This is a genomic window from Allosphingosinicella indica, assembly GCF_900177405.1.
In the GTDB taxonomy this organism is placed as follows: domain Bacteria; phylum Pseudomonadota; class Alphaproteobacteria; order Sphingomonadales; family Sphingomonadaceae; genus Allosphingosinicella; species Allosphingosinicella indica.
The window spans coordinates 2,415,183-2,426,858 of the sequence record NZ_LT840185.1 but is presented as its reverse complement, the minus strand read 5'-3'; the positions used below and the strand labels follow the sequence as shown (position 1 = coordinate 2,426,858).

At 66.5% G+C, this 11,676-nt stretch carries 10 protein-coding genes; 4 read left to right on the top strand and 6 right to left on the bottom strand.

Going from position 1 to position 11,676, the window contains the following annotated elements; translation table 11 throughout:
- Window positions 1–3 precede the first annotated feature (3 nt).
- On the top strand, window positions 4–1,248 hold the full coding sequence (locus B9N75_RS12030; protein ID WP_085219012.1) for a multidrug effflux MFS transporter: 1,245 nt from the start codon (window positions 4–6) through the stop codon (window positions 1,246–1,248).
- Between the two features lie 93 nt (window positions 1,249–1,341).
- On the opposite strand, the gene recA is transcribed toward B9N75_RS12030, so the two are convergent.
- Window positions 1,342–2,412, bottom strand: a complete 1,071-nt coding sequence (recA, locus tag B9N75_RS12025) for a recombinase RecA (protein ID WP_085219011.1) — start codon at window positions 2,410–2,412, stop codon at window positions 1,342–1,344.
- Window positions 2,413–2,699: 287 nt separating this feature from the next.
- Here recA and wrbA point away from each other — a divergent pair, with 287 nt between their 5' ends.
- The 3 genes from wrbA to B9N75_RS12010 all read left to right on the top strand — a co-directional run bounded on the left by wrbA (window position 2,700) and on the right by B9N75_RS12010 (window position 5,581).
- Window positions 2,700–3,299: an NAD(P)H:quinone oxidoreductase gene (gene wrbA / locus B9N75_RS12020; protein ID WP_085219010.1), complete on the top strand. Its 600-nt coding sequence runs from the start codon at window positions 2,700–2,702 to the stop codon at window positions 3,297–3,299.
- Window positions 3,296–3,553, top strand: coding sequence for a hypothetical protein (locus B9N75_RS12015; protein ID WP_085219009.1), 258 nt, complete (start codon window positions 3,296–3,298; stop codon window positions 3,551–3,553). Before wrbA ends, B9N75_RS12015 begins: the two co-directional genes overlap by 4 nt.
- An 81-nt stretch (window positions 3,554–3,634) precedes the next feature.
- On the top strand, window positions 3,635–5,581 hold the full coding sequence (locus B9N75_RS12010; protein ID WP_085219008.1) for a S9 family peptidase: 1,947 nt from the start codon (window positions 3,635–3,637) through the stop codon (window positions 5,579–5,581).
- Here B9N75_RS12010 and B9N75_RS12005 read toward each other — a convergent pair.
- Genes B9N75_RS12005 through B9N75_RS11985 form a run of 5 tightly spaced genes read right to left on the bottom strand, consistent with a single transcriptional unit; the run spans window position 5,578 to window position 11,650 of the window.
- A complete protein-coding gene (locus tag B9N75_RS12005; RefSeq protein WP_085219007.1) occupies window positions 5,578–6,615 on the bottom strand; it encodes a sensor histidine kinase in 1,038 nt (345 codons plus the stop codon). The two genes, B9N75_RS12010 and B9N75_RS12005, sit on opposite strands and share 4 nt — an antisense overlap.
- Window positions 6,612–7,058: a response regulator gene (locus B9N75_RS12000; protein WP_085219006.1), complete on the bottom strand. Its 447-nt coding sequence runs from the start codon at window positions 7,056–7,058 to the stop codon at window positions 6,612–6,614. The genes B9N75_RS12005 and B9N75_RS12000 overlap by 4 nt, the downstream gene beginning before the upstream one ends.
- Window positions 7,055–8,560, bottom strand: a complete 1,506-nt coding sequence (locus B9N75_RS11995; protein WP_244552345.1) for a sensor histidine kinase — start codon at window positions 8,558–8,560, stop codon at window positions 7,055–7,057. Before B9N75_RS11995 ends, B9N75_RS12000 begins: the two co-directional genes overlap by 4 nt.
- 52 nt (window positions 8,561–8,612) lie before the next feature.
- Window positions 8,613–9,737: an FAD-dependent oxidoreductase gene (locus B9N75_RS11990; protein WP_244552344.1), complete on the bottom strand. Its 1,125-nt coding sequence runs from the start codon at window positions 9,735–9,737 to the stop codon at window positions 8,613–8,615.
- On the bottom strand, window positions 9,734–11,650 hold the full coding sequence (locus tag B9N75_RS11985) for a S9 family peptidase (protein ID WP_085219004.1): 1,917 nt from the start codon (window positions 11,648–11,650) through the stop codon (window positions 9,734–9,736). Before B9N75_RS11985 ends, B9N75_RS11990 begins: the two co-directional genes overlap by 4 nt.
- Window positions 11,651–11,676 lie beyond the last annotated feature (26 nt).

Genomic DNA, 11,676 nt, shown 5'->3' with positions numbered 1-11,676 from the left:
GTCATGAGCGCCCAGCCCAGCGCGTCGTCGCCACAGCCTTCTGCGCCCGCGGCCTATCCCGGCCCGGGGATGCGCGAGTTCGTCGCGCTGATGGCGGCGCTGATGGCGACCAATGCGCTCGCGATCGATGCGATGCTGCCCGCGCTCCCCGCGATCGGCGCGGCGCTCGACGTCGCGGAGGAGAACCGCCGCCAACTCGTCATCACCGCCTACCTGCTCGGCTTCGGCGGCGCGCAGCTTTTCTACGGGCCGCTGTCGGACCGGCTCGGGCGAAAAGCGATCCTGACGATCAGCCTTGGTCTCTATGCCGTGTTCGCCCTGCTCTCCGGGATCGCCGCGAGCTTCGAGCTGTTGCTCGGCGCACGGGTGCTGCAGGGCATGGCGGCGGCCGGGACGCGGGTGCTGGTCGTCTCGATCGTCCGCGATCGCTTCCACGGTGCGGCGATGGCGCGGGTGATGAGTCTGGTGTTCATCGTCTTCATGATCGTGCCGGTGCTCGCCCCCGCCTTCGGCCAGGCGGTGCTGCTCGTCGCGCCGTGGCGGTTCATCTTCATCGGGCTCGGCGTCTATGCCGCGGCGGTGCTCGCCTGGGCGCTGATTCGTCTTCCCGAGACTCATCCGCCGGAAAAACGCCGCGCGCTGTCGCTGGCGAAGCTCCGGGAAGCCTTTGCGATCACGCTCTCGCATCGCCTGTCGATCGGCAACACGATCGCGCTGACGCTAGTGATGGGCGGACTGTTCGGCTTCATCAACTCGATCCAGCAGATCGTGTTCGACGTGTTCGGCCGTCCCGAGCTCATGGCGGCGATCTTCGCCTGCGTCGCGCTGCCGATGGCGGCGAGCTCCTATCTCAACGCGCGGATCGTCGAGCGGCACGGATCGCGGCGACTGATGCTGATCGCGCTCGCCGGCTTCTCGGCGGCCGCGGGGCTGCACCTCGCGGTCGCGGCGCTGATCGGCGAGACGCTGGTCAGCTTCGTCGCGATGCAGGCGCTGACGATGGTCTGTTTCGGCCTCATCTCGGCCAATCTCGGCGCCATCGCGATGCAGCCGCTCGGCCATATCGCGGGCACCGCCTCGTCTGTGCAGGGGCTGATCACCACCATCGGCGGCGCGCTGATCGGCCTCGCCATCGGCCAGGCGTTCGACGGGACGACGCTGCCGCTACTCACCGGCTTCACCCTGTGCGGGCTCGCCGCTTTCGCAGTCGCGCTCTGGGCCAATCGCAAGGCCGTCGCCGGCGCATGAAAAGGGGCCGGACGATCCGCCGGCCCCTTTCTCAATTTCTGCGAATGTTCCCAATGTTCGCACTGGCCATGGGCTGCGCGATCCTCGGTGCGATCAGTCGTCGTCGGGCTCCGGCCCGGTCATCAGCGCCTCGGCGACGTCGTCCGTGCGGCCGCGCACCGCATTCTCGATCCGCGCCGCAATCTCGGGATTTTCCTTGAGATAGACTTTCGAATTCTCGCGGCCCTGGCCGATGCGGATCGAATCGTAGGAGAACCAGGCGCCCGACTTCTCGACGATGCCCGCCTTGACGCCGAGATCGAGGATCTCGCCGACCTTCGAGATGCCCTCGCCGTACATGATGTCGAACTCGACCTGCTTGAACGGCGGCGCGACCTTGTTCTTGACAACCTTCACGCGGGTGGTGTTGCCGACGATATCGTCGCGGTCCTTGATCTGGCCGGTGCGGCGGATGTCGAGCCGGACCGACGCATAGAATTTCAGCGCATTGCCGCCCGTTGTCGTCTCCGGATTGCCGTACATCACGCCGATCTTCATGCGCAGCTGGTTGATGAAGATGACGATGCAACGCGAACGGCTGATCGAGCCGGTGAGCTTCCTCAGCGACTGCGACATCAGGCGCGCCTGAAGGCCGACGTGACTGTCGCCCATCTCGCCTTCGATCTCGGCGCGCGGCACCAGCGCCGCGACCGAGTCGACCACCAGCACGTCGATCGCGTTGGAGCGGACCAGCGTGTCGACGATCTCCAGCGCCTGCTCGCCGGTGTCGGGCTGCGAGACGATCAGCTCGTCGATGTCGACGCCCAATTTCTTGGCGTAGATCGGATCGAGCGCATGTTCGGCATCGACGAACGCGGCGGTGCCGCCCGTCTTCTGCGCCTCGGCGATCACCTGCAGCGCGAGCGTGGTCTTGCCCGAGCTTTCCGGCCCGTAGACCTCGATCACGCGGCCGCGCGGCAGGCCGCCGATGCCGAGCGCGATGTCGAGCCCGAGGCTGCCGGTCGAGATCGCCTCGATCTCGGTCTTCTCGCGGCTGCCGAGCTTCATCGCCGAGCCCTTGCCGAATGCGCGATCGATCTGGGAGAGCGCCGCTTCCAGCGCCTTCTGCTTGTCCATATTGTCCCCGGTCCGGTCGCTTCCGACCACTTTGAGCGATGCCGCCATTGGCTTCCAGCCTCCCGTATGATGTCCGCGCCGACCGATCAACGCTGCGCTTTGTGTATCTTGTTTGTTCCGTGAGAACAAGTAGGAAACATTGGGTGTGCGCGCGGAGACGCAGAGGCACAGAGAGGTCGGTACGCTCTTGCCGCACAGCGGCTTTCCAGATCGCTTTTTAGCTGAAGCCGCTGCGCGGCGCGGTGTTCTCCGCGCCTCTGCGTCTCTGCGCGAATAATGCTGCAACGATCAGAGGCATCAGATGTTGATCCGGAAACCGTTCCGGAGACCCGCGCATGACCAAGATCCTCGTTCTCTATTATTCCGCTTACGGCCATACCGAGACGATGGCGCAAGCGGTGGCCGAGGGCGCGCGGGAGGCGGGTGCCGAGGTCGACATCAAGCGCGTGCCCGAGCTGGTGCCCGACGAGGTCGCCAAGAAATCGGGCTATAAGATGGACCAGAAGGCGCCGGTCGCGAAGGTCGACGAGCTGGCGGATTATGACGCAATCATCGTCGGCGTCGGGACGCGCTACGGGCGGATGGCTTCGCAGATGGCGAACTTCCTCGATCAGACCGGCGGGCTGTGGTCGAAGGATGCGCTGCACGGCAAGATCGGCGGCGCCTTCACGTCGACGGCAACCCAACACGGTGGCCAGGAAACGACGCTGATCGCGATCCTTACCAACCTGCTCCACCTCGGCATGGTCGTCGCCGGCCTGCCCTACAAGTTCAAGGGACAGATGACGCTCGACGAGATCACCGGCGGCAGCCCTTATGGCGCGTCGACGATCGCCGGCGGCGACGGGTCGCGGCAGCCGAGCGAGAATGAGCTCGACGGCGCACGCTATCAGGGCCGCTATGTCGCCGAGATTGCCGCGAAGGTGACGAAATGACCGGCACCGATCTCGAGACGATGGAGCGCGTGGCACCCGCAGTCCACTTGGCGGCCGAGGCCAAGGCGGCTAGGGAACATGTCATGACAGAGAGTCCTTCCAAACCTGTGGCAAAGTCCGCCGACAAAGCCGCAGCCGACAAGTCCAACGTCAAGCTTGCGACCGGCATCGCCATGGGAATCGGATCTGCAGCGCTGGTCGCGGCTTTGCTCTACGTCAATCGCGACAAGAAGGACGGGCCCAAGAAGGGCTGAGGCTCGCTTCCCGCGGACAAGCGGGTTGCATGGTGCGACGCGGACGGCAAGGATGGGCGCCTGTCCATCTCGGGAGTCTCCATGCGCCTCGCCCTCATCACCTCGCTGCTGCTCGCCAGCGCATCGCCCCTCGCAGCGCAGACCGCCACCGCGCCCGGTGTCGAGCGGCGTCAGATCGGCACCGCGACGCTGGAGAATGTGCCCGCGATCCCCGATGCGGTGAAAGTCGGGGTGCAACGCTTCCAGAATTTCCGCGACGCGACGTTCCGCGACTGGCTGCCCGACGGATCGATCCTGATCTCGACGCGCTTCGGCACGACGAGCCAGATCCACCGCGTCGCCGCGCCGGGCGGTGCGCGCCAGCAGCTCACCTTCTTCTCCGAGCCGGTGGCAGGCGCACGCACCATTCCCGGGCAGGACCGCTACCTCTTCGTCCGCGACACCGGCGGCGACGAGTGGTTCCAGCTCTACACCGCCGGGCTCAGCGGTGATCCGGTCGCGCTGACCGAACCGGGCACGCGCAACCAGAGCTATGCCTTTTCGAAAGACGGCAGCCTCGTCGCTTGGTCGCGCGCGGTGAAGGGATCTGCCGATTACGCGATCTATACGGCAGATCCCGCCGATCCCGCGACGCGCAAGCTCGCCTATCAGGGCACCGGATCGATCGGGCCGGAGGATGTTTCGGCCGACAAGTCGAAGGTGCTGATCGCGCGCAACCTCTCCAACCGCGAGACGCGGCTCTCAGTGCTCGATCTCGCCACCGGCCAAGCGCGCGAGCTGGCGTTCAGCGCCAAACCCGCGCGCTACGAGGAATCGCGCTTCACCCCCGACGGCCGCGGCATCCTGACGATCAGCGATGCGGACAGCGACGTTCGGCGGCTGGTCGAGGTCGATCTGGAAAGCGGCAAGCGGACGGTGCTGACGCCCGGCCTCAAATGGGATGTCGAGACGTTCGACCTCTCCGACGGCGGGCGCGTGCTGGCCTATACGGTCAACGAAGATGGCTTCTCGCGCGTCGTGGTGCAGGACCGGATCACCCGCCGCGCCCTGCCCCAGCCCGACCTTCCCAAAGGCGTGCTGACCGGGCTCAAATTCTCGCCCGACGGATCGAAGCTCGCGCTTAGCCTCTCGACCGCCACCTCGGCGGGCGACGTTTGGAGCTGGGACGTCGCGGGCGGCGAACTGACGCGCTGGACCAATTCGGAGCTGGGCGGACTCGATCCCGCCAAGCTCGCCGAGCCGCGGCTGATCCGCTTCAAATCGTTCGACGGCTTGTCGGTGCCGGCCTTCGTCTATCGCCCCAAGACCGCGGCGGCGGGCGCGAAGACGCCGGTGATCATCGACATCCACGGCGGGCCGGAAGCGCAGACGCGCCCGGGCTGGAACGCCTATGCACAGCACTTCGCCGACGTGCTTGGCGCGACCGTGATCCTGCCCAATGTGCGCGGATCGGACGGCTATGGCACGCGCTACCTCAATCTCGACAACGGGCCGAAGCGCGAAGACAGCGTCAAGGACATCGGCGCGCTGCTCGACTGGATCGGCAGGCAAGACAATCTCGATGCCAAGCGCGTCGCGGTCTACGGCCAGAGCTACGGCGGCTATATGAGTCTCGCGACGATGACCCATTATTCGGACCGGCTGGTCGGCGGGGTCGAGCGCTACGGCATCTCCGACTTCATCACCTTCCTCAACAATACCGAGGCCTATCGCCGCGACAACCGGCGCGCCGAATATGGCGACGAACGCGATCCGGCGATGCGCAAGGTGTTCGAGCGGATCAACCCGCTCGCGAATGTCGCCAAGATCAAGAAGCCGATGCTGGTGATGCAGGGCGCCAACGATCCGCGCGTGCCCAAATCGGAAAGCGATCAGGTGGTCGCCGGCATCCGCGCCAACGGCGTGCCCGCCTGGTACGTCGTCTTTTCCGACGAAGGCCACGGCTTCCTCAAGAAGCACAACAACGATCTTCGCCGCGAGGTGGAGACGGTGTTCCTGGGCGGCTTGTTCGGCGTGAACGTGGACTAGGCCGCCGCGGCGCGGAGCGAGGCGCGGACGCCGCGCGGCACTGGATCGTAGCCGAGCGTCGCGCGCAGGCTCCCCGCCATCGCGGCGATGAGCTTGGTGCCGAGGCCGGTGCCTTGCGCGGCAGCGGCAGGGTCAAGCCCGCAGCCATCGTCCTCGACGGTCAGCAGGAAATCGCCATTGTCGCGGGCCAGCGCGATGCGGACCTCGCCGGAGGTGCCTGCCGGATAGGCATATTTGCAGGCGTTGCTGACGAGCTCGTTGACGATGATGCCGACCGAGACCGCGCGATCGGTCTTGAGCGCGACCTTCTCGGCCGACAGCGCGAGCTTGCGCGGTGCCTGCGGGGTCGACCAAGTCCGCTCCAGCTCGCGCACCAGCCCGGCGAGATATTCGTCCATCTCAATCGTATCGACGCTTTCCGACGTATAGAGGCTGCGGTGGGTGAGCGCGATCGCGCCGATCCGCCGCTGGGTGTCCTCGAGCGCGGCGCGGGCGGCGGGATCGGTGAGTGCCTTGGCCTGCATCGAGACGAAGGCCGAGGCGATCTGCAGGCTGTTGGCGACGCGGTGGTTGACCTCGCGCAGCAGCGCCTCGAGCCGGGCATTGCTTTCGCGGAGCGCCGCTTCGGCGGTGTCCTTGGCGAGGATCAGGCGGCGCTGGCCGAGCGCCTGCTCGAACGTGCGGGCGAGGAGATCGAAGAATTCACCGCCGGCGCCTTTCACCACATAATCGACCGCGCCGGCCTTGAGCGCCGCGACGGCGACGCTGCTCTCGTCCGAACCGGTGACGTAGACGATCGACGGCGGATTGGGCAGCGCGCCGAGCTGGGCGAGCGTGGTGAGCCCGTCCTGCCCGGGCATGTAGTGATCGACCGCGACCAGATCGAACGCGCCTGCCTCGGCCTTGGCGACACCTTCGATGCCGTTAGCGGCGGTCTCGACATGATAGCCGCGGCGCGACAGCGCGCGCTCCGCCAGCCGACGGAGACCCTCGTCGTCGTCGATGTAGAGGATGCGGGCGGAAGCCTCGCTCAAGCGTCCTCGCCGACGTCGGGAACCTGGATCACCGAAAGGAACAGGCCGAGCTGACGGATCGCGTCCGCAAAGCTTTCATAATTGACCGGCTTGGTGATGTAGACGTTGCAGCCGAGATCGTAGCAGCGCTGGATCTCGACCTTGTCGTCGGTGGTGGTGAGCACGACCACGGGCGTGCGCTTCAGCGGCCCCTCGGTCTTGATCCGGGCGAGGATGTCGGTGCCGCTCATGTCCGGCAGATTGAGATCGAGCAGCACCAGACCCGGACCATTGAGCGCGGGCCCTTCCGGCGCGTTGAACAGATAGTCGAGCGCGCTGGTGCCGTCGGTGAAATGCTTGATGTCGTTCGAGATACCGGCGCGGCGGATGTTCTTCTCGATGAGGCGCGCGTGGCCCTCATCGTCCTCGACCATGATGATCGTGACAGGCTGATGCTCGGTCACTGGCTAACCCCTTCCCCGGCTTGAAACTTCGGCGGCAGTGAAAGCCTGAACAGCGCGCCCCGGTCAAGCTCGGACTCGCACGAGATGAGGCCACCGAGGCGATAGGCGAGCGCGCGGACGTGGGCGAGGCCGATGCCTTCGCCGGGCTGGTCCTGCTGGCCCGAGCGGCGGAAGAGATCGAACACGCGCTCGTGATCGCGCGGATCGATACCGCGGCCGTTGTCCTCGACCTCGTAGAGAAGCCGCTTGCCGTCGCGGCGCCCGCGGACGGTGACGACCCCGGCGCGGCCCGGCTTCAGATATTTGACCGCATTCTCGATGAGGTTCTGGAAGATCTGCTCGATCGCCAGGCGGTCAGTCTCGATTGCGGGCAGCTTGCCTTCGATGCGGATTTCAGCGCCGGCCTCGCTCGTGCGATGCTGGAGCATGTCGGCGATGCCAAGCACCATCGCGTTCATGTCGATCGGCTCGGGCGCGAGGGTGCGACGGCCCTGGCGCGAAAGCTGGAGAATGGCGTTGATGAGCCGGTCCATCTTCTGCGTCGAAGAGCGGATGAAGCCGATCGCCTCGGGCAGATCCTCGTGCGCGGCGATCGCCGCATCGCTCTTCGCGAGCTCGGGATCGTTGGCCGACGCCTCGTCGAAATAGCGGGTGATCTGCTGGCGCGCGGTGTCGAGCTCGGCCGTAAAGCCCATTACGTTGACGAGCGGCGAGCGCAGATCGTGGCTGACGATATAGGCGAAGCGCTGGATCTCGTCGTTGGCGCGCTGGAGATCGACGGTGCGTTCCTCGACCGCATCCTCGAGATTCTCGTTGAGCGCGCGGAGCGCCGAACGCGAGGTCGCGAGATCGGTCGTGTAGCGCCGGATGGCGGTGACCGCGGCCGCAGCAACGATGAGCAACAGGATCCCCGCCAGCGCGGCGAGCGCGAAGAGCGTATCCGCCGCGCGCGTCTGCGCGGCGTTGCGCTCGCCCAGCAAGCGTCCTTCCTCGCCCAGCATCGCCGCCGCGCGTTCGCGGAGCTGGCGGGTGAGCGTGATCGACGGATCGTTGCGGAACTGCGCGATCGCTTCGTCGAAACGGCCCTGATCGATCAGCGTGATCGTCTGTTGCTGGAAGGCGAGCTGCTCCGCGAGCAAGGCGCGCGTTTCGGCTACGCGGCGCTGCTGCGCCGCATTGTCCGCCGTGAGCGCGGCGATCTCGTCGAGCAGCGGCCGCTGCGGCGCGACGGCTTCCTCATAGGCCTGGCGGTGATTGAAGGCGCCGCGCACGAGATAGCCGCGCCGTGCGGTCTCGGCCCGTTCGATCAGCGTGGAGAAATCGGAAATGCGGCTTTCGACCGTGCGCGTATGATCGATCGCCTCGAGATATTGCTGGTTACGCCACTGCGCCCAACCCGCCGCCGCCGCCGCGACGACGATCGCGATGAAACCGACGGTAACGAAACCGACGACAACGCGGGCGAAATTTTCTTCGGTGAGGAGAGACTTACGCGTGGTCACGGCACAGTCCGTTACCGGCATCGATGGAAAAGTCCATCACCGAAACGACCGCTCAGTCCACGCAGCGCATCCCGCCGACAATGCCGCGATGCGCCGCAAGGATGCGCGTTGTCGTCTCCGGGTCCGGCGTCGTCGACCACTCGCCATGCTCGAACGTGCCGCCAAGGATGATCCCGTCGCTGCGCGCGAACATGTAGCCGTCGTCGCCGATCAGCGCGTAATCCACCTCGGGCTGGGGCAGTAGGACGACGAGCTGGCCGCGGATCGGCGTCAGCTCTTCGTCCCCGAACAGCGCCCGCGCGCCGAGGCCGGTGCAGTTGAAGACCAGCCGTTCGGGGAGCGCGGCGACCTCTGCAGGCGATGCGAAATTGCGGACCGCGATGCGGGCGCCCGCCAAGCGCAGATCGCGCTCGATCTGGCGGAGAAAGCGCGGTGGCTCGACGATCATGCTGTCGAACTGGCGGACATGAGGGTAATCGAACGGATGATCGCCGGGACCGAGCAACCGTGCCTCGGGCTGAAGCGGTGCTATCCCCTCCTCGCCTTCCGCACGGATCGGGTTTCGCGACAATTCGTAATTGCGCATCCAGCGCACGCCATATTCGTCGCCGACCAGGATCTGGAAACGGCGATAGGAATAGTCCACAGCGGCGAGATATTGCGCCCGCCATTCTGGCGTGACCTGCGCGCGGCGATAATGCGCCGACGGCATCCACTGCCCGCCCGCTATGTTCGACGTGGTCTCAGGCGGCAGCGCGGCGGCGTAAATGACTACCGGGAACCCCGCCTCCTGCACCAGCCGCGCGGTGGTGAGGCCCACGATCCCGGCGCCGAGCACCGCGACCAGCCCCTGATGACCCTGCAGCCCGAGATCGACGGCGAGGCGCGACGTGCCCCAGCTCAGGGTGATCCCCGCGCCGCCATGGCCGTAATTGTGGACGAGCCGCTTGTCCGCGAAAGGCTCGGCACGGACGACGAAGCCCGATGGCCGGTACGGCCTGAGACCGACCAGCGTCCGGATGACGCGGCTTACCGAAACATGGACGGGCGGGAGGCAGCGGGTCGGGACGCTGCGCGCCGCCTGCGTGGTTGCGCAGCCGGGCAGCATCAGCCCGCTCATCCCCAGCGCCCCGCCCCCGATCAGGCTGCGGCGATCGAGGCGCGGGCTTGAGGTCACTTCAGATGCTGCTCGAAAAACCCGACGATCTCGGTGGTTGATTTCACGCGGTTAGGGAGCTTGCGCCAGCCGTGGCCCTCATCGGGGAACTCGACATAATTCACCGCGACATTGCGCGCCCGCAGGCTCTCGACGATCTGCTTCGCCTCGATCAGCGGGACGTTGGTGTCGTTGGCGCCGTGGAGGACGATCAGCGGCGTCGTGATACGATCGAGCTTATGGATCGGCGACAAAGATTTCAGCATCTCCGCCTCGGTCGCGGGATTGCCATATTCGTCGGTCGAGATCGCCGCCATCCATGGCTGGGTGTTCTTGAAGAAGGTGTCGAAATTGACGACGCCGAACAGATTGGCGCCCACGGCGAACATGTCGGGATATTCGGTCACCCCGGCCATCACCATATAGCCGCCGTAGGAGCCGCCCATGATGCCGAGCCGCTTGGGGTCGGCGACGCCCCTGGCGATCATCGCATCGGTGCTAGCTTTGATGTCGCGGACGCCGTCGACGCGCCTGGCGCCATTGTCGAGCGCCATGAAGCGCTTGCCGAACCCCGATGAGCCGCGGACGTTGGGCGCGAACACCGAGATGCCGCGCGCGGCGAGCGCCTGGATGTCGCCGCTGAGCGACGGGCGGGCCTGTCCTTCCGGGCCGCCATGATAGACGAAGACCAGCGGCCCCGCGCCGGTGACGCAGGGCGAGCGGTAGAGCCAGCCCGAGAGATCCAGCCCGTCATGCGCCTTGTAAGAGACCAGTTCCGGCCGGACGAACGTGGCGAGATCGACGCCGTCGTGCGCGCTCTTGGTCGCCTGGGTGACGCGGCCCGACGGGACGTCGATCAGATAGACGTCATTGGGACGGTTCGCAGCCGAGCCGTTGATCGCCAGCGTCTTGCCGTCGCGGGAGAAATCCATGTCGCTGATTATGTCGACCGGCAGCTTCGGGCCGGGCGTCACCTTGCCCGAGGCGGTGTCGAGGAAGGCGAGTTCGCTCCGCCCGGCGGCGTTCCATACCAGCGCGGCGCGGCTCCCATCGCGGGTGAGCAGCGCCGATTGCGCCTCGGCATCGTCGCGCTCGGCGAAATAGCGGATCGGTGCGGGCTTGCCCGCAGCATCGAGCGCGATCGTGCCGAACGCCATCATGTCGCGGCCGTTGTTGGAGATGACGTAGACTGAACGCCCGTCGGCGGAGAATTCGCCCCACGCCTGCTCGCCCTTGCCTTCGTGCGGGGTGATCAGTGTCTCGCGGCCCGAGGCGAGATCGACGAGATAGGCATTGTTGTCGTCGCGCGTCGCGGTGCGTCCGACGACGGCGCGCTTGCCGTCCGCACTGACGTCGCTGATGAGGTTGAGGCTCTTCTTCTCGACGACCGCGCGCTTCTCGCCGCTCACCGGATCGAGCAGGATAGCATCGAAGCCTTCCGGGAAGGCTGCATTGCTGCCGATGCGCAGCCATTTGCCGTCGTCGGTCCAGCCGGCAAGCTGGTTGTTGTCCTCGCCGCCCACGGTGAGGCGCTTGGCATCGCTGCCGTCGGGCCGCGCGACGTAGATCTGGACGTTGAGCCCGCCGCCCGGCGCGACGTCATAGGCGAGCCAGTCTCCTGACGGAGACCAGTGGACCGACTGGACGGGATCGGAAAGGTTGGTGACCTGCCGCGGTTCGCCGCCCGCCACCGGCATCGTCCAGACCTGCGGGATGCCGCTGGCGGAAGAGATGTAGGCGATCGACTTGCCGTCGGGCGAGAAGCTCGGACCGTAGGCGAAGCGGATCTTGGCGATCGCATCGACGGTGCGCGCAACCGACGCCGGATCGGCGGAGGCGGAGCAGGTTGCGGCCGGCTGCGCCTGGAGCGCGAGCGCGGCCTGCATGGGCAGCGCAGTGCAAAGCAGCAGCGCCAGACCGATGGACATCCTCATTTCAGCTCTCCCCTTTTGCCGGGGAG

Bases quoted from the DNA above. Each gene is read 5' to 3' on its own strand.
- B9N75_RS12030 (WP_085219012.1), top strand. From the start codon at position 4: ATGAGCGCCCAGCCCAGCGCGTCGTCGCCACAGCCTTCTGCGCCCGCG.
- recA (WP_085219011.1), bottom strand. From the start codon at position 2,412: ATGGCGGCATCGCTCAAAGTGGTCGGAAGCGACCGGACCGGGGACAAT.
- wrbA (WP_085219010.1), top strand. From the start codon at position 2,700: ATGACCAAGATCCTCGTTCTCTATTATTCCGCTTACGGCCATACCGAG.
- B9N75_RS12015 (WP_085219009.1), top strand. From the start codon at position 3,296: ATGACCGGCACCGATCTCGAGACGATGGAGCGCGTGGCACCCGCAGTC.
- B9N75_RS12010 (WP_085219008.1), top strand. From the start codon at position 3,635: ATGCGCCTCGCCCTCATCACCTCGCTGCTGCTCGCCAGCGCATCGCCC.
- B9N75_RS11985 (WP_085219004.1), bottom strand. From the start codon at position 11,650: ATGAGGATGTCCATCGGTCTGGCGCTGCTGCTTTGCACTGCGCTGCCC.